Raw genomic sequence first — 24669 nt, forward strand, 5'->3', positions numbered from 1 at the left:
ATGCTCCGATTCTCTCTATTTCTTCTGGTTCTGCTGTCAGGGGGCGCTCCCGCCCTTGCCGCCGGCAGTGCTGACCTCGCCCCGGCCGAGCGCCAGGCGATGAACGATACCCTGCAGCATGCCCTGGAGAACAACCCTTCCGATCAGGCTGCCGACTGGATCAATCCTGACACCGGCCGCGCCGGCGCCGTAGTGCCGACCCGGACCTTTACCGGCGCCGCCGGGCAGCCATGCCGGGAGTTTGTCACCACCATCACCATCGGGGGCGAGGAACAGCAGGGGTATGGCACCGCCTGCCGACAGCCCGATGGCAGCTGGCAGCTGGTCGACGACCGGCCGACCGGCAGCGTTCCGCCACCGGCGGCGCTGAGTACGCCACCCGAGCGCTATTACGCCTACCCCGAGACCCTCTACGCGCCGTATAACATTTACTTCAGCTTCGGTACCCTCTATCGCTACGGTCACTTTTACCGCGGACGGACTTATCTCGACGGCCCGCTGGTCTGGACCCGTTACCCGCTCCTCTTTGGCCATCGCCATTCCCTGCGTCCCTGGTATGACGACCGCTACCATCGCACTTTTGACCGCGACCGGGATGGTGATCATGGCCGCGACCGGAGCCGGGAATGGTACCGCGACCGGGACCGGGAACGGGATCGTGATCATAACCGTAGCCGACAATGGGACCGCGACCGGGAACGGGACCGCCGCCATGAGCGGGAACGCTATGATGAGGATCGGGAGCATCGCCGTGACCGTGACCGCTGATCCCGGTTGCGGCAGGTTTTCCTTGAGCCAACATCGATTTTCCCGTCTTCTAAAAAAGACATTTTATTCCGGCCACTTGGCCAGCTCCAGAGACTTCGGCGGCTTGGCCCTTCACGGACAGGAGTTGCAGCATGACCGCAGCAGAGCGCGAATTGTTCAAGATCGTCTTTCGTGGCGAACTTGTCGCGAGCATGACCCGGGAGGAGGTGGCGAAAAACCTCATGGAACGCCTCCGTTTCAGTGAGGCAGCCTGTCAGCGGTTCTTCGCCGGAACGCCAGTGGTTCTGAAAAGCGGCATCGATCGCGCGACCGCCGAACGCTACTCCAAGGCGCTCTGGCAGGCGGGGGCCCGCTGCGCCCTTGAATCGCTCACGGCACCGCCACCGATCGAGGCGGTAAAACGGCCAGCCCGGCCGGAATCAGCGGTTGCCGGCATGGAGTGTCCCAAGTGCGGCCAGAGCCAGCCGGTGGCCGAGGTCTGTGCTGCCTGCGGTGTGGTCATCGCCAAGGTTTTGCAGCGCCAGCAGGAAGCGGCCGAGGCCGAAATCCTTTCCTCCTCCTCAGGGCCACGGCGCCGTCCTGGTTGACACCCCCGGCAGGTTGCCGGGCGGGATGGTTCTCCATGGGAAATGTGACCCCTGTGCCGTCGCGGCGCGCCGGATTTCTTGACCCTCCACCCCCTTCCGTGCTAGGGTTGCCCACCTAAAATCCGGTCAATTCCGCTGGTTGCCGTCCCCGAGAGTCTCCATGTATTGTCCCAGCCTCGACGAATTCCGTGCCCATGCTGCTACGGGGAACCTGGTCCCGCTTTACCGGGAAATCCTCGCCGACATGGAAACCCCGGTTTCGGCCTTTCGCAAGATCGATGATGGACGCACCGCTTTTCTCCTCGAGAGTATCGAGGGGGGGGAAAAGTGGGGTCGCTACTCTTTCCTCGGCAGCGGCCCGGTCAAGCTCTTTCGTAGCAAGGGGCGCTATTTCGAGATCCTGGACGGGGAAGAGCTGCTGCAGAGCGGCGAGTGTGACGACCCGCTGGTCGAACTGCAGGCTTTTCTCGCCCCCTACCGCCCGGTCCAGCTCCCCGGTCTGCCCCGTTTTTTCGGCGGGGCGGTCGGTTATCTCGGATACGACATGGTGCGTTACGTCGAGGAGCTCCCCGACGCCAACCCGCGCCAGATCGATACCTGGGACGCCTGCTTTCTCCTTACCGGGCAGCTGCTGATCTTCGACAGCATGGCGCAGAAGATCAAGGTGGTTTGTAATGTCCACCTCCAGGAAGGCGAGGACCCTGAGCTCGCCTACCGCCGCGGCCAGGTCGCCATCGACGCCCTCCTCGCCCGCCTGCGCCGGCCGCTCCCGGCTGACCCGCCAATCGCCGGCAAAGGGCAGGGCCGGCCCTTGCAGCCCAACTTCAGCCGCGCGGGCTTCATGGACGCCGTCGAGCGCTGCAAGGAGTACGTCCGCGCCGGCGACATCATCCAGGTCGTCCTCTCCCAGCGCTTCTCCGGCCAGCTCGCCGCCGAGCCCTTCGATGTCTACCGGGCGCTGCGCACCATCAACCCTTCGCCCTACATGTTCTTCCTCCGCTTCGGTGCCACCCTGGTGGTCGGCGCCTCGCCCGAGGTGCTGGTGCGCAAGGAGGGGGAGCGGGTCGAGGTGCGTCCCATTGCGGGCACCCGGCCCCGTGGTGCCACCCCGGAGGAGGACCGGAGCCTGGAGCGGGAGCTGCTCGCCGATCCCAAGGAGTGTGCCGAGCACATCATGCTGGTCGACCTCGGGCGCAACGACCTCGGCCGGGTCTGCCGCACCGGCAGCGTCCAGGTCAGCGAACTGAAGGTGATCGAGCGCTACTCCCACGTCATGCACATCGTCTCCAACGTGCGCGGTACGCTGGAAGAGGGGCGGGATGCCTTCGACCTCTTCCGCGCCACCTTCCCGGCCGGGACTCTCTCCGGGGCGCCGAAAATCCGCGCCATGGAGATCATCGACGAGCTTGAGCCGTGCCGGCGGGAGATCTACGGCGGCGCCGTCGGCTACATCTCCTACACCGGCAACATGGACCTGGCCATTGCCATTCGCACCCTGGTAGTGCAGGGGGAGACGGTTCACGTCCAGGCCGGGGCCGGCATCGTCGCCGATTCCGACCCTGCTGCCGAGTACCAGGAGACCCTCAACAAGGCGCGCGGCGTGATCAGCGCCATCGAACTGGCGCGCAACGGGTTGGAGTAACGGCCGGGACGCGGGACGCGAAGTGCGGCGCGCGAAGGGGCCAGGGCAGAACCGATATTCATAACGGGTGCCGGGTTGGTGAACAGTTCGTTCCCGTCCCCCGGCTCCCGTCCCGAGGCCTCTTATGCTCTTGATGATCGACAACTACGACTCCTTTACCTACAACATCGTCCAGTACTTCCGGGAACTGGGCGCCGAGGTGGAGGTGCACCGCAACGACAAGATCACCGTCGAGGAGATCGCCCGCAGAAAGCCGCGGCGGCTGGTCGTCTCCCCCGGCCCCTGCTCCCCCTCGGAAGCGGGGATCTCGGTGGCGGCGATCCAGGCCTTCGCCGGCAAGTTGCCGATCCTCGGCGTCTGTCTCGGCCACCAGTCGATCGGCCAGGCCTTCGGCGGGCGGATCATCCGTGCCAGAAGCCTGATGCACGGCAAGACCAGCGCCATCTACCATGAACAGGAGGGGATCTTCCGGGGACTCTCCAACCCCTTCGAGGCGACCCGCTACCACTCCCTGGTGGTCGAACGGGAGAGCCTGCCGGCCTGCCTCAAGGTAACCGCCTGGACCAGGGATACCGAGATCATGGGCCTGGAACACCGCGAACTGCCGCTCTGGGGGGTGCAATTCCATCCCGAGTCGATCCTCACGGTGGAGGGGAAGCGGCTGCTGAAGAATTTTCTCGATTTGAGCTAGCACGGACCGGGACGGGAGTGCGTGGGACGTGGGAGTTGAGGGGCGCCAACGGGCCTTTCCCATCCCCTTCTCCTCCATTTATCAGCATGGCTGAGGGAGTGCGTCATGATCAAGGCGGCGATTGCCAAGGTGGTTGAACGACAGGATTTGAGCGAAGCCGAGATGATCGGGGTCATGGACCAGGTCATGGGCGGCGCGGCGACGCCGGCGCAGATCGGCGCCTTCATCACTGCCCTGCGCATGAAGGGGGAGACAGTGGCCGAGATCACCGGCGCCGCCCGGGTGATGCGCGACCGGGCGACGCCGATCCGGGTCGGCCGCAATGTCCTCGACCTCGACCGTGACGAAATCAACATCGACCAGGAGACGATCCTCGATGTCGTCGGCACCGGCGGCGACGGCACCAACACCTTCAACATCTCGACCAGCGTCTCCTTCGTCGTCTCCGCCTGCGGGGTCAAGGTCGCCAAGCACGGCAACCGCTCGGTCTCGTCGAGTTGCGGCAGCGCCGATGTCCTTGAAGCGCTGGGGGTCAACCTCGACGTCTCCCCGGCGGTGGTCGAGGCCTGTATCGACAAGATCGGTCTCGGTTTCCTCTTCGCCCCGGCCCTGCACGGGGCGATGAAGTACGCCATCGGCCCGCGCAAGGAGATCGGTATCCGCACCATCTTCAACATTCTCGGCCCGCTGACCAACCCGGCCAAGGCCGACTGCCAGGTGATGGGGGTCTACCGCGAAGAGCTGGTGCAGCCGCTGGCGCAGGTGCTGCACAATCTCGGCTGCCGGCGCGGCTTCGTCGTCCACGGTTTCGATGGCATGGACGAGATCACCCTGACCGCCCCGACGGCGATCGCCACCGTTACCGCCGAGGGGGTCAGCCTCGGCAGGATCGAGCCGGAGACCTTCGGTTTCAAGCGCTGTTCGATGAACGACCTGCGCGGTGGCGACGCAAAAGGGAACGCCCTGATCGTGCGCGGCGTTCTCGCCGGCGAAGGGGGGCCGAAGCGCGACGTGGTGCTGCTCAACGCCGCCTTTGCCCTGGTCGCCGCCGGCAAGGTCGCGACGCCGGCGGAAGGCCTGAAACTGGCGGCCGAGGCGATCGATTCCGGTCGGGCGCTGGCGCAGGTCGAAAAATTGGCAGCACTGACCAACGAGGCCTGAAAGGCATTTCTCACGGGACGTCGCGGCGTCGCCTGAGGCTGGTTTTGACCCTCTCTTCCCACGGATAATCGATGACCGCCAGTACCCCTGACATCCTGCAGCAGATCGTCGCCCACAAGCGCGAAGAGGTCGCCGCCGCCAAGGCGAAGTTTCCCATCGAGCGGTTGCGCCAGCGGCTCGAACTGGTCGAGGATACCCCCCGCGGTTTCGCCCGGGCGCTGCGGACGATGGCCGAATCGGGGGGGACGGCGCTGATCGCCGAAGTCAAGAAGGGCTCCCCCTCGAAGGGGGTGATCCGTGCCGACTTCGATCCGCTGGAAATCGCCGAGACCTACCAGGCCCACGGCGCCACCTGCCTCTCGGTCCTCACCGACGAGAAGTTCTTCCTCGGCCATCTGAACTATCTCGGGCTGATCCGCGAGGCGGTCGGCCTGCCGCTGCTGCGCAAGGACTTCATCTGCGACCCCTACCAGATCGTTGAGGCGCGCGCCTACGGCGCCGACGCGGTGCTGCTGATCGCAGCGCTGCTCGATCTGCAGCAGCTGCGTGATTTCGCCGCCCTGGCCGCCGAGCTGAAGCTCGATGTGCTGCTCGAGGTTCACGACGAGGCGGAGTTGGAGCGGGCGCTGCAGACCGACTGCGAGCTGATCGGCATCAACAACCGCTCGCTGCGCAGCTTCGTCACCGACCTCGCCACCACCGAGCGTCTGGCGCAACGGGTGCCGCCGGAGCGGCTGATCGTCGCCGAGAGCGGCATCCACAGTCGTGCCGATGTCGAGCGCCTGCTGGCGGCCGGCGCCGGCGCCTTCCTGGTCGGCGAAAGCCTGATGCGGGAAGCGGATATCGGCAGCAAATTGGACGAACTGCTGGGAGGATAGACCTCAATTTTGAATTTTGAATTTTGAATTTTGAATGAAAAAACATCAGAAAAATTCAAAATTTATAATTCGCAATTCAAAATTCCTGACGGAAAGGAAGAGATTATGCGCACCAAGATCCTGCTCCCCGAAGACCGCATTCCGAAGCAGTGGTACAACATCATCCCCGACATGCCGGGTCCGCTGGCGCCAGTCATCCACCCCGGGACGATGCAACCGGTCTCACCCGATGACCTGCTGCCGCTCTTCCCGATGGGGCTGATCGAGCAGGAGGTCTCCCAGCAGCGCTGGATCGAGATCCCCGAGGAGGTGCGGGAGATCTATCGCCTCTGGCGGCCGTCCCCCCTCTTTCGCGCCCATCGCCTGGAGAAGGCCCTCGGCACCCCGGCGAAAATCTACTACAAGTACGAAGGGGTCTCTCCGGCTGGCAGTCACAAGCCGAACACGGCGATTCCGCAGGCCTACTACAATAAAATCGGCGGCACCAAGCGGATTGCCAGCGAGACCGGCGCCGGCCAGTGGGGGTCGTCGATTGCCCTCGCCTGCCAGATGTTCGGCCTCGAGTGTACCGTCTACATGGTCAAGGTCTCCTACAACCAGAAGCCGTACCGCAAGAGCATGATGCAGCTCTGGGGCGCCAACGTCATCCCTTCGCCGTCGAACCAGACGGGCGCCGGCCGCTCGATCCTGGCCGAGCATCCCGACAGCAACGGCTCCCTCGGGATTGCCATCAGCGAGGCGGTGGAGGATGCCGCCACCCGTGACGACACCCGCTACGCGCTGGGGAGCGTCCTCAACCATGTCTGCCTGCACCAGACGGTGATCGGCATTGAGGCGAAGGAGCAGCTCGCCCTGGTCGGCGATTACCCGGACGTCGTCATCGGCTGCCATGGCGGCGGTTCCAACTTCGCCGGTATCGGCTTCCCCTTCGTCGCCGACAAGGCGAACGGCAAGCAGGTGCGCGTCGTCGCTCTCGAGCCGGCGAGCTGCCCGACCCTGTCGCGCGGCGTCTACGCCTTCGACTTCGGCGACACGGCGAAGATGGCGCCGGTGGCGAAGATGTACACCCTTGGCCACGACTTCATGCCGCCGGGGATCCACGCCGGCGGCCTGCGCTACCACGGCGCTTCGCCCCTCGTCTCGCAGCTGGTGCACGCCGGCGTCGTCGAGGCGAAGGCGGTGCATCAGCTCGCCTGTTTCGAGGCGGCAGTCCTCTTCTCGCGCAGCGAGGGGATCATCCCCGCTCCCGAATCGAGCCACGCCATCCGCGGTGCCGTCGACGAGGCACTGCAGGCCAAGGAAGAGGGGAAGGAGCGGACCATCCTTTTCAACCTCTCCGGGCACGGCCACGTCGATATGGCCGCCTATGATGACTTTTTTGCCGGCAAGCTCACCGATTACGAGTACCCGGAAGAAGCGATCAAGGAATCGTTGGCCCACCTGCCCAAGGTGGAAGCTTAGGGGGATGGGGAACGCGGGACGCGGGACGGGGAAGACCTTGGCCTTGCCCGTTCGCGTCCCCCGCTCCACGTCCCAGGTTTTTTATGATTAAAGTCAAAATCTGCGGCATCACCAGCCTGGAAGACGCCCTGCATGCCTGTGCCTGCGGGGTTGATGCGCTCGGTTTCGTCTTTTACGAGGAGAGCCCGCGCTGCATCGACCCGGGAAGCGCCGCGAAAATCATCCGGCAGCTGCCGCCCTTTGTCACCACGGTCGGCCTCTTCGTCAATGCCGACCCGGAACAGGTCGAAGAGGTTGCCGATTTTTGCGGTCTCGATGTGATCCAGCTGCATGGCGACGAGGGGCCGGACGATTGTGATTTTACCCCCCGTCGAACGATCAAGGCGCTGCGGGTCAAGGATGCGGCGAGCCTCGCCCGACATGACGACTACGCGGTTGCGGCGCTGATGCTCGATTCCTGGGTCAAGGGAAGCTACGGCGGGACCGGTCACCTCTTCAACTGGGAGCTGGCGGCCGCGGTCGCCCGCCAGCGGCCGGTGATCCTCGCCGGCGGACTCACCCCGGAGAACGTCGCCGATGCGATCCGCGCCGTGCGCCCCTATGCGGTCGATGTCTCGAGCGGCGTCGAGGCGGCGCCGGGGCGCAAGGACCCGGCGAAGGTCGCGGCCTTTATCGATGCGGCACGTAGGTTGGGTTGAATACTATGAAACCCAACATGCCGGTGGTATAAAGGAAATTTTGTTGGGTTTCGCTTTGCTCTACCCAACCTGCACTCTACCCCTTCGAGGTTGTCTAGGATGTACAACTTTCCCGATGATAAAGGCCATTTCGGCGAGTTCGGTGGCCGCTACGTCGCCGAGACGCTGATGCCGGCGCTGCTCGAACTCGAAGCGGCCTACCGCGAGGCGCAGGCCGATCCGGCCTTCCACGAGGAACTGGCCTACTGGCTGAAGGATTTCGTCGGCCGGCCGAGCCCCCTCTATTTCGCCCGGCGCCTCACCGAGCACTGCGGCGGGGCGAAGATCTACCTCAAGCGCGAGGACCTCAACCATACCGGCGCCCACAAGGTCAACAACACCGTCGGCCAGATTCTGCTGGCGCGGCGCATGGGGAAGAAGAAGGTGATCGCCGAGACCGGCGCCGGCCAGCATGGCGTGGCGACCGCGACCGTGGCGGCGCTCTTCGGCATGGAGTGCCAGGTTTTCATGGGGACCGAGGATATCCGGCGCCAGTCCCTCAACGTCTTTCGCATGAAGCTGCTCGGGGCGAAGGTCCACGGCGTCACCAGTGGCACGGCGACCCTCAAGGACGCCATGAACGACGCCCTGCGCCACTGGGTGACCCATGTCCGCGATACCTTCTACGTCATCGGCACCGTCGCCGGTCCGCATCCCTACCCGGAGCTGGTGCGTGACTTCCAGGCGGTGATCGGCAAGGAGACCAGGGAACAGATTCTGGAGCAGGAAGGACGCCTCCCCGACGCGGCGGTGGCCTGCATCGGCGGCGGCAGCAACGCCATGGGGCTCTTCTATCCCTTTGTCGGCGACAGCTCGGTGCGCCTGATCGGCGTCGAGGCCGCCGGCCTCGGCATCGATTCGGGCAAACATGCCGCCTCGATCGGCGCCGGCTCGGTGGGGGTGCTGCACGGCAACAAGACCTTCCTGCTGCAGAATGACGACGGCCAGATCGAGCACGCCCATTCGATCTCCGCCGGGCTCGATTACCCCGGGGTCGGTCCCGAGCACGCCCATCTCAAGAGCCTGGGGCGGGCCGAATATGTTTCGATCACCGATCAGGAGGCCCTCAATGGGTTCCAGCTGCTGACGCGGCTGGAGGGGATTATCCCCGCCCTGGAGAGTGCCCATGCCATTGCCCATCTCCTCAAGCTCGCACCGACCATGAGCCGGGAGCAGTCGATCGTCGTCTGTCTCTCCGGGCGCGGCGACAAGGATATTCATACCGTGGCCGAAGCCATGGGCGTCGAATTGTAAATTCCGGGACGAGGAACGCCGGACGAGGAACGCGGACAACCCGCCTGTTCCCGTCCCGCATCCCCGCGTCCCGCATTCCTGGAGTATTCATGAAATTCACCGAACTGAATCTGCCCGCCGAGGTCCTGAAGGGAGTCGCGGCGGTCGGCTTCACCGAGCTTACCCCGGTCCAGGAGGAGTCGATCCCCCTCGCTCTCGCCGGCAAGGATGTCGCCGCCCAGGCGCAGACGGGGACCGGCAAGACCGCGGCCTTTTTGATCTCCCTCTTTACCCGCCTGCTGCGCAGTGACCGGGGTAGCGGCCGCGACCCCCGGGCGCTGGTGCTCGCCCCGACCCGGGAACTGGTGATGCAGATCTGCGAGGACGCCAAGGGGCTCGGGGTCGGCTGCCCCTTCCGCGTCGAGGCGATCTTTGGCGGGGTCGATTACGACAAGCAGCGCCAGGCGCTCAAGGACGGCGTCGACATCATCGTCGCGACCCCGGGCCGGCTGATCGACTACGCCAAGCAGCGGGTCTTCTCCTTCAACAGCATCGAGGCGGTGGTCATCGACGAGGCCGACCGCATGTTCGACATGGGGTTCATCAAGGACCTGCGTTATATCCTGCGCAAGCTCCCCCCTTTTGAAGAGCGGCAGACGATGCTCTTTTCGGCGACCCTCTCGCCGCGGGTGATGGAGCTCGCCTACGAGTTCATGGACCTGGCCGAGAAGGTGCGGATCGAGCCGGAGAAGATCACCGCCGACCGGGTCGAACAGGTTCTCTACCACGTTGGCCGGCGCGAGAAGTTCCCGCTCCTGCTCGGCCTGCTCCGCAAAGAGCCGCAACCGCAGCGAATCCTCCTCTTCGTCAACACCAAGCGCGAGGGGGAGCATCTCGCCGAGCGCCTCAAGGCGAACGATTTCAAGGCCGCGGTGATTTCCGGCGACATCCCGCAGCGCAAGCGGATGCGCATCCTCGAGGATTTCAAGGAGAGCCGGCTCAACTTCCTCGTTGCCACCGATGTCGCTTCCCGGGGGATTCATGTCGATGACGTGACCCATGTCGTCAATTATGACCTGCCCCAGGATGCCGACGACTACGTCCACCGTATCGGCCGTACCGCCCGGGCCGGTGCCGCTGGCAAGGCGATCAGCTTTGCCGACGAGGATCTCGTCTTCCACCTCCCCGACATCGAGGAGTATATCGGCCGCAAGATCCCGAGCACCTTTCCGGAGGAGGAGGACTTCGTCCGGGATTACAAGCGGAGCGCGCCGACCCATCGCAAGGCGCCGGTGCCGGAAAAGCAGGCCGGTCATGGTCACGGCGACAAGCGCCCGCGCCGGCGCGGACCGAAACGCCGTGGCGGCAAGGGCCCGAATTGAGGTTGACCGGAGGAGTTATCCGATGTTGAAAAAACTGACAGTCGTCCTGGTTTTGCTCGCCCTCGCCGGCGGCGGGTTCCTGGTCTTTTCCCGGGACAGCCGTCTCGATGTGACGAGCAGTCGCGAGGTTGCCTTCCCGCCCGCCAAGGTCTGGCGGGAAGTGGCCGAGGTCTGGGCCTGGCCGCGCTGGTGGCCGGGCCTGGAAACGGCCGAAGTGAACGCCCAGCTACTCCCCGGCACCGAAATTCGACTGGGCCTGAAGGGGGATCCGGAGCGCTCCCTGGCACAGGTTGTCACCGTCCTCCCGGCGCGGGAACTCGCCTGGAGCCGGCCCGGGGTTCTCGGCAGCCGCACCGTGACGCGCTTCGAACTGCGGCCGACTGCTGCGGGGACCACCGTGGTTGTGACCAGTTCCATCCTCGGGCCGCAGGCGATCCTGGCCCGGGCGACCGGTCGGGAGGCCTTCAGCAGCTACCAGCAGCGCCTCCTCGACGCCCTGGCCGCCCAGCTGGAAAGTCGCGCCAATGCGGCTGGCGCGGCCGCGCCGCGGAGCTGATGCTCGGCGCCGACCTGCCGGGGCTGGCCACCTGTACCCGCTGCCCGCGGCTGGTCCAGTGCATGGCTCAACTCCCCCCGCGCAAGGGCCTCGACCGCGACGCCTACTGGAATCGCCCGGTCCCCGGCTTCGGCGATCCCGAGGCCCGCTTCTGCCTGGTCGGCCTTGCCCCGGGGGCCCACGGCGCTAATCGCACCGGCCGACCCTTCACCGGTGATGGCGCCGGTCTCTTCATGTACCCGCTCCTGCACCAGGCCGGTCTGGCGAGCCAGGGGGAGGCGATCGATCGTGACGACGGGCTTGCCCTGCACGATCTCTACCTCACCAACGCGGTGAAGTGTCTGCCGCCCGGTAATCTGCCGCGACCGGAAGAGTTCGCCAGCTGCCGCCCCTTTCTCGCCGAAGAGCTGGCCAGCCTGCCGCAGCTGCAGGTGATCATCGCCCTCGGCCAAGGCGCCTGGATGACGCTGCTGCGCCATTTCCAGGCGGCCGGGACGGTCGGTCGACTGGCGGACCACCCCTTCGCGCACGGTGCCCGGTGCCGGCTCTCTGGCGGCTTGTGGCTGCTGGCGAGTTACCATACCAGCCGCTACAATGTCCAGACCGGGCGGATGCACGCCGCGATGTTCCTGGAATTGCTGGACCTCGCCCGCCGGCTGGCGGATGGAGAAAACGGTTGAAAAGGGGAGGGGCTTCGACTAGACTGACCCAATTTGAATTTGGAGCAGAGGTCTGACCATGGGGCGTATTGAAGCGACTTTCGCCCGCCTGCGGGCGGCCGGCGAGACCGCGCTGATTCCATTTATCACCGCCGGCGATCCGAGCCTGGCGATCAGTGAAACTCTGATCCATGCTATGGTCGAGGCGGGAGCGGATATCATCGAGCTGGGCGTTCCCTTCTCCGACCCGATGGCAGACGGACCGACGATCCAGGCGGCTTCGGAGCGTGCCCTGGCCGCCGGGACGACCCTCTCCGGCGTACTGCAGATGGTTTCCCGGGTGCGCCAGCATACCAACGTGCCGATCGTGCTGATGGGGTATTTCAACCCGGTCTTTCGCTACGGCGCCGAGCGGTTTGCCCGTGATGCCGCGACTGCCGGGGTGGACGGCGTGCTGCTGGTCGATCTGCCGCCGGAGGAGTCGGCGGAAATCCATGACGCCTTGGCGGCGGCCGATCTGCGGCTGATCACCCTGCTCGCGCCGACCACGCCGCCGCAGCGCCTGGCCCGCCTCGCCGCGACCGGTGAAGGGTACCTCTATTACGTGTCGATGACCGGGGTCACCGGCAGCCAGGCGGTCGATGCCGCGGCGATCGCTGACGCCGTGGCTGCCCTGCGGGCCCAGAGCCCGGTGCCGGTGGCGGTTGGCTTCGGCATCACCACGGCCGCGGACGCCGCTGCCATCGGACGCTTTGCCGATGGTGTCGTGGTTGGGAGCGCGCTGGTGCGAATCATTGAGTCCTGCGGCGCCTCGGCGGAACTGTTGCCCGAGGTCCGGCGCTTCGTCTCCGGCCTCAAGGCCGGACTGGGGAACCCCCCGGCATGACCCTGCCTGGATCGACAGGCGACAGGATGCGGACTTCTGCTGGATACGACCGGTGAGGTGGCATTGATGCATATTCGTGTTCTCGGCAGTTTCGGTTCCCGAATCCCGGGTATTCATACCAGCAGCCTGCTCCTCAACAAGACCCTGCTGGTCGACGCCGGCACCATCACCTCGGTCCTTGGCCAGGACGAGCAGATGGCGATCGAAGATGTCCTGCTGACCCACGCCCATCTCGACCATACCGTCGACCTCGCTTTTCTGGTCGACAACATCATGCCGATCCGGAAGAAGCCGCTGCGGGTCTGGGGACCGCAGCCGGTCCTGGCCGACCTGCATGAGCACCTCTTCAACAACGCGACCTGGCCGGACTTCACCCGTCTGCCGAGCCGGGAGGCGCCGATTCTCGAGCTATACCCCCTGCCGGAGACGGGGAGCTGTGAAATTGCCGGGCTGACGGTGCGCTGGGCCCGGACCGCCCATCCGGTTCACACCGTCGGCTACTGTCTGCAGGACGCCAACGCCGGCTTCCTCTATTCGGGGGATACCTCGGTAACCGAGGAGCTCTGGACTCTGGCCCGGGAGTGCCCGCAGCTGAAGCTGGCGTTCATCGAAACCTCCTTCCCCGACCGGCTTGCCGATCTGGCGCGGATCAGCGGGCACCTCACCCCGTCGATGCTGGCCGGCGAACTGGTCAAGCTTGGTCGACCGGAAGTTCCGGTCGGGATTTTCCATATGAAGCCCCAGTTTCTCGACGAACTGCGCACGGAACTGGCGGCACTGAATGACCCGCGCCTGCAAATCCTGTACGGCGACGAGGAATTCCAGCTCTGCTGAACACCAAGAGGTAAAAATATGGCCTGGTTCAAAAAATCGAAGGCGCCTTTGACGCCGGTGGAATTCAAGAAGGTGCAGATGCCCGAAGGGCTCTGGACCAAGTGCAAGAACTGTAATGAAATCATCTACAGCAAGGAGATCGAGCGCAATCTCAACGTCTGCCCGAAGTGCGACTACCATTTCCGGATCAGCGCCCGGGAGCGCATCGCCCTGATCCTGGATGACGACACCTTCGCCGAAATGGATGGCGCGATGGAGTCGGTCGATTTTCTCAACTTCAAGGATTCAAAGAAATACAAGGACCGGATCCGCGCCGCCGTCAAGAAGAGCGGCCCGGGAGATGCGATCCTCTGCGGTGAAGGGCTTCTCGAAGGGCTGCCGGTCGTCATCGGGGTCTTCGACTTCGGGTTCATGGGCGGCAGTATGGGCTCGGTGGTCGGTGAGAAGATCACCCGTGCCATCGAGCGCGGCCTGGAGAAGCAGGCCCCGGTGATCATCTTCTCCTCCTCCGGCGGGGCGCGCATGCAGGAGAGTATCCTCTCGCTGATGCAGATGGCCAAGACCAGCGCCGCGCTGGCCAAACTGAAGAAGGCCGGGATCCCCTTTGTCTCAGTTCTGACCGACCCGACCACCGGCGGGGTCACCGCCAGCTTCGCCATGCTCGGTGATATCAATATGGCCGAGCCGCGTGCGCTGATCGGTTTTGCCGGCCCGCGAGTCATTGAGCAGACGATCCGCCAGAAGCTCCCGGACGGTTTCCAGCGCTCCGAATATCTGCTCGAGCATGGCATGGTCGACATGATCGTGCGGCGCGCCGAGATGAAAGAGCGGCTGGCCCAGCTGCTGAAGATATTCACCCGGCAGTGATTCCTTCCGGCCGACCCCTGTCGACCGCCTCACCTGGCCCGCCGCGAGGATTTTCCGATTCCGCGGCGGGCGGAGTTTTCAGCCGCCCATGCCAAGCCCGCCTGCCGCGCCCGATTATGCCGCCAGTCTCGCCTACCTCTATGGCCTGCAGCGCTTCGGCATCAAGCTTGGCCTCGAGAATATCCGGGCGCTCCTCGATTGCCTCGGCCAGCCGCAGCAGAACTTTGCTTCTGTTCATGTCGCCGGCAGTAACGGCAAGGGCTCGGTCTGTGCGGCACTGGCGGAGATTTTCGACCGCGCCGGTATTGCCGCAGGGCTCTATACGTCGCCCCATCTCCAATCGTTTACCGAGCGGATTCGCGTTGCCGGCGTCCCGATTGCCGAGACGGAGGTCGCCAGCCTGACGGCCGAGATCCGCGACCGATCCGGTCCCGTCCCGGCGACATTCTTCGAATTCACCACCGCCGTGGCGCTCCTCTACTTTGCCCGGCGCCAGGTGGCCTGGGCAATCCTCGAGACCGGCATGGGGGGGCGCCTCGATGCCACCAACGTGGTGACGCCGCAGCTCTGCGTGATCACCTCCCTCTGTCGTGACCACGGCAGCCACCTCGGTAGCGATCTCGCCGCCATCGCCGCTGAGAAGGCCGGCATCATCAAGCCCGGGGTGCCGGTGGTCTGTGCGCCCCAGCCACCAGAGGCGCTGGCGGTGATCGAGGAGCGGGCTGCCGCCCTGGCAGCGCCCTGCTACCTGAGCGGTCGCGATTTTGACGTTCAGGGTCCGCTCCGTGCCAGCTCCTTCCGCGGGCTCGGCCTCGATCTGGAGGGGCTTGAATTCGGTCTTCCCGGCCGGCATCAGCAGCTCAACCTCGGTCTCGCCCTCGCCGCGGCGGCCCTGTTGCGCCACCAGGGGGTCCCCCTGCCGACGGCGGCTCTGCGTGCCGGCGTGGCAAAGGTGCGCTGGCCCGGGCGCCTGGAATGGTGGCAGGACCGGCGCGAGATTCTGCTGGACGGGGCCCACAACGAAGGTGGTGCCCGCGTCCTTGCCGATTATCTGGCCGACGAGAAACTCTCCGGGGTGCGCTGGGTGGTCGGTATCAAGGCCGACAAGGCGATGACCGAACTCCTCGCTCCCCTGCTGCCCTTTACCGCAGCTTTTTACTGTACCCGGCCGCCGGTCGATGCCGCGCACGATCCGCAGGCGATTGCCGCCGCGGTGCGCTCATCCGGCTCTGCGGTCGCGGTTTTCGAAGAGCCGGCCGCGGCCCTCGCTGCAGCCCTCGCCGACCGCCGTCCCGGAGAGACAGTGCTGGTCGCCGGTTCCCTCTTTCTGGTCGCCGCCGCCCGGGATTATCTGTTGACTCTCCAAAAGGATCCCGCGTGATTCGTTCTGCACTCACCCTCCTGCTCCTGCTCGGCCTGACGCTGGTCGCAGTGGTTGCCGACGCCCAGGAGGAACTCCTCCCCGTTGCGGGTGAGGAGGCGGTCTCCCTCGACGCCGGGTCATTGAGCTATGACAAGCCGACGGATACCTATCATGCCGGCGGTGGCGTGAGCCTGAAGCGCGGCACCCTGGAACTGCGTGCCGAGAGCATGGACTGGAACCGCAGCAGCGGCGAGGCCGAGGCGACGGGCGGAGTCTACTTCAAGGCTCCCGAAGGGGTCATGGAAGGAGACGCGCTGCGCTACAATCTGGAGACCGGGCGCGGTCTGCTCAGCAATGGTCGCGCCTTTGCCGCCGGCCAGAGTTTTCACATTGCCGGCCGCGAAATAGAGAAACTCGGGGTCCAGGAATACCGCGTCAGTGACGGTACCTTCACGACCTGTGAAGGAGAACGCCCCTCCTGGAAGTTCGGCGCCAAAGAGTTCCGCGTCACCCTGGGCGGCTATGCCCGCGCCAGCCACGTCCTCTTCTACATCAAGGACATCCCCGTCCTCTATATCCCCTATATCGTCTACCCGGCCAAAACCGACCGCGAGTCGGGCCTGCTGATGCCGCGCTACGGCTTTTCCAGCCGTCGCGGCACCCAGTTCTCTCTGGCCTGGTACCAGGTCCTGGCGCGCCACCTCGATGCCACCTTCGAAATCGACTACATGTCCAAGTTCGGCATCGGCAAGGGACTCGAATACCGCTATATCCTGGGCGAGGACAACCAGGGGACCTTCCACGGTTATCATGTCACCGAGGCGGGGCGCACCGACCGTTATTCCCTGACCGGCCAGCACCAGGGGAGCCTCCCCGCCGGGGTGCGTCTCGCGGCCGATGTCGATTTTGTCAGCAGTCGTGACTACTATGCCGATTTCGGCGAGTCCTACGAGATTTACACCCGGGACAAGGCCCAGACTGTGTTCTACCTCGCACGGAACTGGGAGAAGCTCAACCTTTCCGGCCAGTTTCGTTATACCAAGGATCTCGAACAGGAGAGCGAGGCGACCCTGCAGCGGCTGCCGGAACTGCGCCTGGCCGGGATTACCGAGCGCGTGGACGATTCACCGTTCTTCCTCCGCTTCGATCTTGAGGGGGACCACTTCTGGCGCCGCAAGGGGGAAAAGGGGGGGCGGGTCATGCTGCGCCCGGCACTTTCCACCGACCTCCTCTCCAACCCGCTCTTCGCCCTGGTGCCGGAAATCGGTTACCGCGAGCGACTCTACAGCACCAGTGCCGACGACTTCCAGCGTCAGGGACTCTTCGATTTCGGCGCCCGGGCTTCGAGCCAGCTCTCCCGCATCTACAGCATCGATGGTTCGAGCGTGAAACGATTGCGGCACAGCATCGAGCCGGAGATCGGCTATTCCTTTATCCCCAGTGTCGACCAGTCCAGCCTGCCGGAGTTCGACCTTCTCGACCGCATCGGCCCGGAGAGTCGCCTCAGTTATGGCCTCACCAACCGCTTTACGGCGCGGCTGGAGAGTGAGAGTGGCGAGCGCATCTACCATGAATTCCTCTACCTGCGCATCTCGCAAAGCTTCGATTTTCGCGAGTCGCGCCGCGAACTCGAATTCAGCGGCGACACCCGGCGCCCCTTTTCGCCCCTCCTCTTCGAAGCGGTAATCCGGCCGAGTCGCTGGAGCTACCTCGATCTCGATGCCAGCTACGACACCAATTCGGGTGAGAACCGGCTGGTGGACTACAACCTGCGCGGGTCATTGGCGGACAGCGCCGGCAACAGCCTTTACCTCGATTACCGCAACCGGCGCGGTGAACTCGAGTACCTCGCCGCCGTCCTGGAAACCGCCCTGCTCAACCCGGTCTACCTGCGCCTTGAGGATCGCTACGACTTTCTCACCGGCAAGGCCCTGGAGAGCCTGGTCGGACTCGAATACCGGGCCCGCTGCTGGAGCTTCTTCATCACCTACCGCGAGCGCCCAGATGACCAGGAGGTGCTGGTCTCCTTCTCCCTCGGCGGCATCGGGCGCGTTGCCGATCTTGGCGCCACCCGGTCGGCCGCGGCGAATGATTCGCAAAAATAGTCCGGGAAGGTCAGGGAACGGTTGACCCGCGCCTTCTCTTTGGTAAAATGGCTCCGATTTTGCTCGCATGTTTCGTATCCCCGGTCCCGGCAATCGATTGGCCAGGGAAAGGAGGGTTGGAGGGGGGTCGCCGGTCCGGGTGAGTGTGTCAACACCTAACCGCGAAAATGAGGGGGAAACATGTATCGACTTGTTGTTATTCTGTGGACCGTCCTGGTTCTGGCCGCTGCCATTCCGGCACTGGCTGCTGAAAATCACGGCACCACCGCCGCCCAGACCGTCGTCAACGTGAATACGGCGACGGCCGAACAGCTCCAGACCCTCCCCGGTATCGGCGGAGTGACGGCCGAGCGGATCGTTGCTTACCGCACCGAGAACGGTCCTTTTGCGACCGTCGAGGACCTGGTCAAGGTCAAGGGGGTCGGCAGCAAGGTGCTGGAAAAGGTCCGTGCTCAGATCGTATTGCGCTGAGCCTTCAACTCCAGCTGCTAAGTGCGCCCGCCGGCTTCCGGCGGGCGCATCTTTTTGGTGCGCCAGGCATGGCGCGTAGCGCCTTGACTGGCGCTGTCTGATTCACTGTGGTGGTGAATCAGTGACTTGGGGGTGCAAGTCCCCTGCGGACCCTGATGGCGGGAACCGCTAGCCGGACGGCAAGGGTGTCCATCGCGAGGTGGAATCTGAAGGAAGCCGCAGGCAAAATCCCGGTCCGACGAACAGAAACCGCATGAGGCAGTCTCATCCGGGCGAGAAGGCCAATATCTTCAAAGCCCGATAGCCATCCGGGAGGGTGGGGCTGTAGATGCGGCGGGTAGATGGGAGGAAGGTCACGCGCATTACCCTGGGAGATCTGTCGGTCTGCCTCGTGCTACCGTCACCGTAAGGTGTCGGGACGGGCCGGCAGAAGTCAGCAGAGGCCGTAGTAGCCGGAGTAACCACCCGGCAAAGGGCCGAACACGAGGCGTCGTTTCAGGAGACTCGCGTTTCGATGACGACAAGAGCAGCAGAAGTCCCGGTCGAGATACCGGGAGCCGTCCCGGAGGGCAGCGGCCGGAAGCCGCCAGAGCATGGGAGCGGTGCGTCAAACGTCACGGCAACGAGAGACCCTTCCTGGACGAAAGCGGAAAGGGGGCTGATGGAAGACGTCGTCAGCCGCCCGAACATGATGGCGGCCTTAGAGCGGGTGGAAGCCAACAAGGGCGCCCCCGGCATCGACGAGATGACGACGGGCGAGCTTCGCGGTTTTCTCAAGGAGAAGTGGCCGACCATCAGGGAAGAGTTGCTGAATGGGACGTATCGCCCCCAGCCGGTGCGGAAGGTGGAAATCGAGAAGCCCGACGGGGGAGTGCGCACCCTGGGAATCCCCACGGTGTGCGATCGGCTCATTCAGCAGGCGCTGCATCAGGTGCTGACGCCGCTATTCGATCCGGACTTCTCCGAGAGCTCCTACGGGTATCGTCCCGGACGGAGTGCCTGGCAGGCGGTTAGAGCCGCCCGTCGGCATGTGGCCGACGGCAAGCGCTGGGTGGTCGATATCGACCTGGAGAAGTTCTTCGACCGGGTGAACCACGACATCCTCATGTCGCGGGTCGCCCGTAAGGTCGAAGACAAGCGGGTATTGCTGCTCATCCGGCGGTACCTGCAAGCCGGAGTGCTCGAAGGCGGGCTTGTGTCGCAGAGGGTGGAAGGGACGCCGCAGGGTGGTCCCCTCTCACCTCTTCTGTCGAACATCCTGCTCGACGCGTTCGACAAGGAACTGGAGAGGCGCGGTCACGCCTTCTGCCGCTACGCCGACGACTGCAACATTTACGTGCAGACCAGGCGCAGCGGCCAAAGGGTCATGGCCAGTCTCACCCGGTTCCTGGAGGAGCGGCTGGCACTCAAGGTCAACGTCGCCAAAAGCGCCGTCGACCGTCCTTGGAAAAGGGTCTTTCTGGGTTACAGCATGACCTTTCACAAGAAACCCCGCCTCAAAGTGGCGGAGTCGAGAGTGAAGCGGTTCAAGGCCGGACTCAGGAAGGTCTGCCGACGGGGCAGGGGACGCAGTCTCGCTCAGGTCATCAAAGAAATCACCCCGAAGCTACGGGGGTGGGCCTCTTACTTCCGCCTGGCGGAGGTCAAAGGCATCTTCGAAGAACTGGACAAATGGCTGCGGCGGAAGCTGCGCTGCATTCTATGGCGACAGTGGAAGCGCCCCTATACCCGGGCCAAGAGGTTGATGCAGCGGGGATTGCCGGAAGCCCGGGCGTGGAAATCGGCCACGAACGGGCGAGGCCCCTGGTGGAACTCAGGGGCCTCGCACATGAATGAAGCGTATCCGACATCCTTCTTTCGCTACTTGGGGCTGATCCGCTTGACCGATCAGCACCGCCGCTTTCAGAGCGCCTTGTGAACCGCCGTGTACGGAACCGTACGCACGGTGGTGTGGGAGGACGGCGGGGGCGACCCCGCCTCCTACCCGATGCAGCCGGGAAGAGAAAAGTGCTGGCTTCACCCTCCCCGGCTGTGGCATGCTTGGCAGCACGACCGCAGCTCCGGTCGCAACTCGCGCCCCGATTTACCGATGGCTTCCACCGACAATTCCAGCAAGCAATCTTCCCGCCACGCGCCCTGGTGGGCGGTGCTGATCATCACCGCCCTGATCGCCCTCGCGCTCTTCGGCGACAAGGGGGTGTTGCGTGCCCTCCAGGCCAATCGGCAGAAAGCCGGGTTGGAGGCGGAGGTCAAGGCGCTGGAAGCGGCCAATGCGCAGCTGCGTCGTGAGATCGAGGCGTTGCGCAGCGACCGGCGGACGATCGAGAACCTGGCCCGCAAGGAGCTCGGCATGGTCAAGGATGACGAGCTGGTCTACCAGTTTCGCAACCGCCCGAAAACCTCCGGAACCGACTCGGGACCGACCCGGGAAGAGCCCTCCGACCAGTGAAATGGAGGCCCCGGGCCTGCTTGACAGACGCTGGCGGGGGGCGTAACATACGCCTTTCGCTTCGCCTGGGGGATCCATTTACCCGTCCTGGAGGAGCTGGCTGATTCCGCCGGTGGTGGGGATGGCCGCTCCTGCCGACCCTGCCGGTGGCAGCCTGCCCCGAATTCTCCGCGAAGGGCCCCCGGCAAGATTCTTCCTGAAAGATTGAGACTATGAAGGAACGTTTGCGCCTTGCCGTCAGCGCGGCGCTGCAGGCCTGCTACCAGGCCGGAACACTCAAGTCGGGGCAGTACCCCGACTTTGTCGTCGAGGTGCCGGGACAGTCCGGCCACGGAGATTTCGCCTGCAATGTAGCGATGCTGCTGGCGCGGGAGGAGAAGCTGGCGCCGCGCAAGGTGGCCGAGGCCCTGGTCGCCATTCTCGGCAACGAGGCGGGAACCTGGGAGAAGGTCGAGATTGCCGGCCCCGGATTTATCAACTTCTTTCTCGCTGCCGACTGCTGGCACCAGGTCCTTGACGAGATTCTCGCCCAGGGACCGGGCTATGGGCGCAGCACCCTCGGCGCCGGGCGTCCGGTACAGGTCGAATTCGTCAGTGCCAATCCGACCGGGCCGCTGCACATTGGCCATGGTCGTGGTGCGGCGGTCGGCGATACCCTCTGCCGGCTCCTCACGGCCACCGGCTGGGAGGTGACCCGGGAGTTCTATTACAACGATGCCGGGGCGCAGATTGCCAACCTCGCCCTCTCGGTTCAGGCGCGCTGCCTCGGGATCGAGGCCGATGACCCGCGCTGGCCGGCTGACGGCTACCAGGGGGACTATATCCGGGACGTCGCCCGCAGCTACCTTGCCGGCGAAAGCGTCGTCGCCGGCGATCAGCAGGTGAGCGCCGCCGCGGATCCCCACGACCTCGAGGCCATTCGCCGTTTTGCCGTCGCCTGCCTGCGTCGGGAACAGGACCAGGATCTCGCCGCCTTCGATGTCCGTTTCGATGTCTACTTTCTCGAATCGAGTCTCTACGCCGAGGGGCGGGTCGAGGCCGTGGTCGCCCAGCTCGGCGCCAACGGCTTTACCTACGAGGCCGATGGCGCGCTCTGGCTGCGGACCACCGCCTTCGGTGACGACAAGGACCGGGTGATGCGCAAGGCGGACGGCAGCTATACCTACTTCGTCCCCGATGTCGCCTACCACCTGGAAAAGTGGCGCCGCGGCTTCGGCCGGGTGATCAACGAGCAGGGGGCCGACCACCACAGCACCATCACCCGCGTTCGCGCCGGCCTGCAGGCGCTGCAGGCGGGCATCCCAGAGGGGTGGCCCGAGTACCTGCTGCACCAGATGGTGACGGTGATGCGCGGGGGCCAGGAGGTTAAGATCTCCAAGCGCGCCGGCAGCTATGTCACCCTGCGGGATCTGATCGACGAGGTCGGCCGGGATGCCACCCGTTTCTTTTTCCTGATGCGCAAGGCCGATGCCCAGCTGGTTTTTGATATCGACCTCGCCAAGCAGCAGAGCAATGACAACCCGGTCTATTACGTCCAGTACGCCCACGCCCGGGTCTGCAGCATCAACCGCAATGCCGTCGAGCAGGGTCTGTCCCTGCCGCAGGCCGGGACGATCCCCCTGGCCCCCTTGACCCTGGACGAGGAACTGGAGCTGATGCGTCTGCTGGCGCGTTACCCGGAGACGGTGGCCGGGGCGGCGCAACAGCTCGAACCGCAGCGTCTGACCACCTACCTGCAGGATCTGGCGGCGCTCTTTCACAGCTATTACAACCGCAACCGGGTGATTGGCGAAGATGCCGTCGTCAGCCTGGCCCGCCTATACCTGGCCAACGCGGTCCGCGTCGTCCTTGCCAACGGTCTGCAACTGCTCGGGGTTTCGGCCCCGGAAAAAATGTAACGGAGGAACGCCCGTGAACCGCCAGGTCCATTCTCGCAGTGAACGCCGCATGGAACGCAAACAGGTCCTCGTCCTGCTCCTGCTGGTCATCGGGGTCGGTCTTGGCTGCTTCGCCCTTGGAGTGATGGTCGGGCGCAGCGCAGCGCCAGCGGCACCGGCGCTGGAGGCGGTGGCAACACCACCGGCCCGGATTCCGGTTGCGGTGGCGCCCCCTGCCGCCGACTCCCAGGGAAAGGATGCACCCCCCGCGGAGGGGACGACCGCGCCGGCCAGCCTGACCTTCTACGACAACCTGCCGCGCGGCGACCAGCCTCCCCTGGGGAGCGGCATCAACCTGCCGCCGGCCGCGGCTGAGCCTCCGCCCGCCCCGGCGGCGACCGTGGCTGCGCCCCCTCGCACCGCCCCTGCTCCCCCGGCGCCGGTCTCCCGCCCGGCGGCAAAAGAGGAGAGCTATCTGGTGCAGGTTGCTTCCTTCGCCCGTCCTGACGATGCCGGCGTCCTGCAGGCGCGGCTGGCAAAAAAGGGATTCGAGGCCTTCGTACAGCAGGCCGATCTCGGCAGCAAGGGGGTCTGGTACCGGGTTTTTGTCGGGCCACTCGCAGGTGCGGACGCCGCCGAAGGGGTCGCTGCCAGGCTCAAGGCCGAAGAGAAGCTCTCCCCCCTGGTTCGCAAACGCTGAGGTTGCCATGTCCCGTGCCGAAACCGTTCTGGTCACCGGCGGCGCTGGGTTTATCGGTTCTCACCTGGTCGAGGCGCTGCTGGAGCAGGGACGCCAGGTGGTGGTCTTCGACAACTTCAACAGCTTTTACGACCCGGCGCTGAAGGGCGCCAACGTCGCCGCCCTGCGCCAGACTGCCCGCCGCACCAAAAGCCATTTGCGGGTCATGAAGGGGGACCTGCGCAGCCCGGCCGATGTCGGGCGGGCCGTCGCCCGGCTCGGAACCGGTGTCGAGGCCGCCGTCGTCCACCTTGCCGCGATGGCGGGAGTCCGCCCCTCCATCGAAGAGCCCCGCCTTTACCAGGCGGTCAACATCGACGGCACCCTCAACCTGCTCGAGGCCTGCCGCCGGGCCGGCATCCACCGGCTCCTCTTCGCCTCGTCCTCTTCGGTTTACGGCAACAACGCCAAGGTCCCCTTCGCCGAGTGCGACCCCGTCGATGCTCCGATCTCCCCCTACGCCATGACCAAGAAGGCGGGGGAGCTCCTCTGCCACAACTATCATCACCTTTACGGGATGTCGATCGCCTGCCTGCGCTTCTTCACCGTTTACGGACCGCGCCAGCGACCCGACCTCGCGATTCACAAGTTTGCCCGGCTCCTCGCCGCGGGCCGGCCGATCCCCTTTTTTGGCGACGGCTCCACCCGCCGCGACTACACCTACGTCACCGATACCCTGCAGGGGATTCTCGGCGCCCTCGACTGGGTCGAGGCGGCGGCGGAGCCCCGTTACGATATTTTCAACCTCGGTGAATCGCAGACCGTCACCCTGACCCGCCTGGTCGAACTCCTCGGCGCGAGCATGGGACTGACCCCGCAACTCGACCGGCAACCGTTGCAACCCGGTGATGTGCTTTGCACCTTTGCCGAGATCGAGCGGGCGCGGCGGATCCTTGGTTATCAGCCACAGGTCGGGATCGAAGAGGGGATCCGCCGCTTTGTCGCCTGGTTCCGGGAGAGCAATTAAGGTCTTGACAGCTGCGGTGGGTTGGCCTATATTCCCAAGTTCATGACGCGGGGTGGAGCAGTCTGGTAGCTCGTCGGGCTCATAACCCGAAGGTCGGAGGTTCAAATCCTTCCCCCGCAACCAAAATTATCAATCGAGGGAATTGCCGGCGGCAATTCCCTCGATTTTTTTGGTGCGCCAGGCATGGCGCGTAGCGCCTTGACTGGCGCTGTCTGATTCACTGTGGTGGTGAATCAGTGACTTGGGGGTGAAAGTCCCCTGCGGACCCTGATGGCGGGAACCGCTAGCCGGACGGCAAGGGTGTCCATCGCGAGGTGGAATCTGAAGGAAGCCGCAGGCAAACTCCCGGTCCGACG

Annotated in this window: 23 protein-coding genes and 1 tRNA gene; all 24 read left to right on the plus strand. The window is 64.9% G+C overall.

The genetic code is table 11. The features are described 5' to 3' along the window. The 24 genes from DBW_RS18765 (at position 1) to DBW_RS05980 (ending at position 24436) form a co-directional block, all read left to right on the plus strand. Entirely contained in the window at positions 1–768 is a 768-nt protein-coding gene (locus tag DBW_RS18765) for an RT0821/Lpp0805 family surface protein (protein ID WP_066725604.1), read from the plus strand. Between the two features lie 131 nt (positions 769–899). After that, on the plus strand, positions 900–1355 hold the full coding sequence (locus DBW_RS05870) for a hypothetical protein (RefSeq protein WP_066725606.1): 456 nt from the start codon (positions 900–902) through the stop codon (positions 1353–1355). Positions 1356–1515: 160 nt separating this feature from the next. After that, positions 1516–2997, plus strand: coding sequence for an anthranilate synthase component I (gene trpE / locus DBW_RS05875; protein WP_066725608.1), 1482 nt, complete (start codon positions 1516–1518; stop codon positions 2995–2997). Between the two features lie 124 nt (positions 2998–3121). Further along, a complete protein-coding gene (locus DBW_RS05880; protein WP_066725611.1) occupies positions 3122–3688 on the plus strand; it encodes an anthranilate synthase component II in 567 nt (188 codons plus the stop codon). A gap of 105 nt (positions 3689–3793) precedes the next feature. Then, a complete protein-coding gene (gene trpD / locus DBW_RS05885) occupies positions 3794–4849 on the plus strand; it encodes an anthranilate phosphoribosyltransferase (protein ID WP_066725613.1) in 1056 nt (351 codons plus the stop codon). Positions 4850–4920: 71 nt separating this feature from the next. Further along, positions 4921–5727, plus strand: a complete 807-nt coding sequence (trpC, locus tag DBW_RS05890; RefSeq protein WP_066725615.1) for an indole-3-glycerol phosphate synthase TrpC — start codon at positions 4921–4923, stop codon at positions 5725–5727. Positions 5728–5832: 105 nt separating this feature from the next. Then, a complete protein-coding gene (locus tag DBW_RS05895; protein WP_066725617.1) occupies positions 5833–7188 on the plus strand; it encodes a TrpB-like pyridoxal phosphate-dependent enzyme in 1356 nt (451 codons plus the stop codon). Between the two features lie 83 nt (positions 7189–7271). Next, positions 7272–7886 (plus strand): phosphoribosylanthranilate isomerase, encoded by a 615-nt coding sequence (locus DBW_RS05900; protein WP_066725621.1) that lies wholly within the window; start codon positions 7272–7274, stop codon positions 7884–7886. Between the two features lie 99 nt (positions 7887–7985). Next, positions 7986–9179, plus strand: a complete 1194-nt coding sequence (gene trpB, locus DBW_RS05905) for a tryptophan synthase subunit beta (RefSeq protein WP_066725624.1) — start codon at positions 7986–7988, stop codon at positions 9177–9179. A gap of 89 nt (positions 9180–9268) precedes the next feature. Continuing rightward, entirely contained in the window at positions 9269–10540 is a 1272-nt protein-coding gene (locus DBW_RS05910) for a DEAD/DEAH box helicase (RefSeq protein ID WP_066725629.1), read from the plus strand. 22 nt (positions 10541–10562) lie between these two features. Beyond that, positions 10563–11096, plus strand: a complete 534-nt coding sequence (locus DBW_RS05915) for an SRPBCC family protein (protein ID WP_066725632.1) — start codon at positions 10563–10565, stop codon at positions 11094–11096. After that, positions 11096–11776, plus strand: a complete 681-nt coding sequence (locus tag DBW_RS05920; RefSeq protein WP_066725635.1) for a uracil-DNA glycosylase — start codon at positions 11096–11098, stop codon at positions 11774–11776. The genes DBW_RS05915 and DBW_RS05920 overlap by 1 nt, the downstream gene beginning before the upstream one ends. A 58-nt stretch (positions 11777–11834) precedes the next feature. Continuing rightward, a complete protein-coding gene (gene trpA / locus DBW_RS05925) occupies positions 11835–12641 on the plus strand; it encodes a tryptophan synthase subunit alpha (protein WP_066725637.1) in 807 nt (268 codons plus the stop codon). A 66-nt stretch (positions 12642–12707) separates the two neighbouring features. After that, positions 12708–13475, plus strand: a complete 768-nt coding sequence (locus DBW_RS05930; RefSeq protein WP_066725639.1) for a 3',5'-cyclic-nucleotide phosphodiesterase — start codon at positions 12708–12710, stop codon at positions 13473–13475. An 18-nt stretch (positions 13476–13493) separates the two neighbouring features. Then, the gene (gene accD / locus DBW_RS05935) at positions 13494–14342 is read left to right on the plus strand and encodes an acetyl-CoA carboxylase, carboxyltransferase subunit beta (RefSeq protein ID WP_066725646.1); all 849 of its coding nucleotides are present in this window, start codon (positions 13494–13496) and stop codon (positions 14340–14342) included. Between the two features lie 88 nt (positions 14343–14430). Then, positions 14431–15723, plus strand: a complete 1293-nt coding sequence (locus DBW_RS05940; protein ID WP_066725648.1) for a bifunctional folylpolyglutamate synthase/dihydrofolate synthase — start codon at positions 14431–14433, stop codon at positions 15721–15723. Further along, on the plus strand, positions 15720–17810 hold the full coding sequence (locus DBW_RS05945; RefSeq protein ID WP_066725651.1) for an LPS-assembly protein LptD: 2091 nt from the start codon (positions 15720–15722) through the stop codon (positions 17808–17810). The genes DBW_RS05940 and DBW_RS05945 overlap by 4 nt, the downstream gene beginning before the upstream one ends. Positions 17811–17990: 180 nt before the next feature. Continuing rightward, on the plus strand, positions 17991–18281 hold the full coding sequence (locus tag DBW_RS05950; RefSeq protein ID WP_082820203.1) for a ComEA family DNA-binding protein: 291 nt from the start codon (positions 17991–17993) through the stop codon (positions 18279–18281). A 514-nt stretch (positions 18282–18795) separates the two neighbouring features. After that, entirely contained in the window at positions 18796–20199 is a 1404-nt protein-coding gene (gene ltrA / locus DBW_RS05955; protein ID WP_066724184.1) for a group II intron reverse transcriptase/maturase, read from the plus strand. Positions 20200–20370: 171 nt separating this feature from the next. After that, a complete protein-coding gene (locus DBW_RS05960; RefSeq protein ID WP_066725656.1) occupies positions 20371–20730 on the plus strand; it encodes an FtsB family cell division protein in 360 nt (119 codons plus the stop codon). A gap of 212 nt (positions 20731–20942) precedes the next feature. After that, positions 20943–22628 carry an arginine--tRNA ligase gene (gene argS, locus DBW_RS05965; RefSeq protein ID WP_066725660.1) on the plus strand — a complete coding sequence of 562 codons (1686 nt, stop codon included), beginning with the start codon at positions 20943–20945 and terminating at the stop codon, positions 22626–22628. Positions 22629–22641: 13 nt separating this feature from the next. Further along, positions 22642–23307 (plus strand): SPOR domain-containing protein, encoded by a 666-nt coding sequence (locus tag DBW_RS05970; RefSeq protein WP_066725663.1) that lies wholly within the window; start codon positions 22642–22644, stop codon positions 23305–23307. A gap of 7 nt (positions 23308–23314) precedes the next feature. Next, on the plus strand, positions 23315–24313 hold the full coding sequence (locus tag DBW_RS05975; RefSeq protein WP_066725666.1) for a GDP-mannose 4,6-dehydratase: 999 nt from the start codon (positions 23315–23317) through the stop codon (positions 24311–24313). A 46-nt stretch (positions 24314–24359) separates the two neighbouring features. Continuing rightward, positions 24360–24436, plus strand: a tRNA-Met gene (locus tag DBW_RS05980). The last annotated feature ends 233 nt before the right edge of the window (positions 24437–24669 follow it).

The organism is Desulfuromonas sp. DDH964, from assembly GCF_001611275.1.
In the GTDB taxonomy this organism is placed as follows: Bacteria; Desulfobacterota; Desulfuromonadia; order Desulfuromonadales; family DDH964; genus DDH964.

Bases quoted from the DNA above. Each gene is read 5' to 3' on its own strand.
- DBW_RS18765 (WP_066725604.1), top strand. From the start codon at position 1: ATGCTCCGATTCTCTCTATTTCTTCTGGTTCTGCTGTCAGGGGGCGCT.
- DBW_RS05870 (WP_066725606.1), top strand. From the start codon at position 900: ATGACCGCAGCAGAGCGCGAATTGTTCAAGATCGTCTTTCGTGGCGAA.
- trpE (WP_066725608.1), top strand. From the start codon at position 1,516: ATGTATTGTCCCAGCCTCGACGAATTCCGTGCCCATGCTGCTACGGGG.
- DBW_RS05880 (WP_066725611.1), top strand. From the start codon at position 3,122: ATGCTCTTGATGATCGACAACTACGACTCCTTTACCTACAACATCGTC.
- trpD (WP_066725613.1), top strand. From the start codon at position 3,794: ATGATCAAGGCGGCGATTGCCAAGGTGGTTGAACGACAGGATTTGAGC.
- trpC (WP_066725615.1), top strand. From the start codon at position 4,921: ATGACCGCCAGTACCCCTGACATCCTGCAGCAGATCGTCGCCCACAAG.
- DBW_RS05895 (WP_066725617.1), top strand. From the start codon at position 5,833: ATGCGCACCAAGATCCTGCTCCCCGAAGACCGCATTCCGAAGCAGTGG.
- DBW_RS05900 (WP_066725621.1), top strand. From the start codon at position 7,272: ATGATTAAAGTCAAAATCTGCGGCATCACCAGCCTGGAAGACGCCCTG.
- trpB (WP_066725624.1), top strand. From the start codon at position 7,986: ATGTACAACTTTCCCGATGATAAAGGCCATTTCGGCGAGTTCGGTGGC.
- DBW_RS05910 (WP_066725629.1), top strand. From the start codon at position 9,269: ATGAAATTCACCGAACTGAATCTGCCCGCCGAGGTCCTGAAGGGAGTC.
- DBW_RS05915 (WP_066725632.1), top strand. From the start codon at position 10,563: ATGTTGAAAAAACTGACAGTCGTCCTGGTTTTGCTCGCCCTCGCCGGC.
- DBW_RS05920 (WP_066725635.1), top strand. From the start codon at position 11,096: ATGCTCGGCGCCGACCTGCCGGGGCTGGCCACCTGTACCCGCTGCCCG.
- trpA (WP_066725637.1), top strand. From the start codon at position 11,835: ATGGGGCGTATTGAAGCGACTTTCGCCCGCCTGCGGGCGGCCGGCGAG.
- DBW_RS05930 (WP_066725639.1), top strand. From the start codon at position 12,708: ATGCATATTCGTGTTCTCGGCAGTTTCGGTTCCCGAATCCCGGGTATT.
- accD (WP_066725646.1), top strand. From the start codon at position 13,494: ATGGCCTGGTTCAAAAAATCGAAGGCGCCTTTGACGCCGGTGGAATTC.
- DBW_RS05940 (WP_066725648.1), top strand. From the start codon at position 14,431: ATGCCAAGCCCGCCTGCCGCGCCCGATTATGCCGCCAGTCTCGCCTAC.
- DBW_RS05950 (WP_082820203.1), top strand. From the start codon at position 17,991: ATGTATCGACTTGTTGTTATTCTGTGGACCGTCCTGGTTCTGGCCGCT.
- ltrA (WP_066724184.1), top strand. From the start codon at position 18,796: ATGACGACAAGAGCAGCAGAAGTCCCGGTCGAGATACCGGGAGCCGTC.
- DBW_RS05960 (WP_066725656.1), top strand. From the start codon at position 20,371: ATGGCTTCCACCGACAATTCCAGCAAGCAATCTTCCCGCCACGCGCCC.
- argS (WP_066725660.1), top strand. From the start codon at position 20,943: ATGAAGGAACGTTTGCGCCTTGCCGTCAGCGCGGCGCTGCAGGCCTGC.
- DBW_RS05975 (WP_066725666.1), top strand. From the start codon at position 23,315: ATGTCCCGTGCCGAAACCGTTCTGGTCACCGGCGGCGCTGGGTTTATC.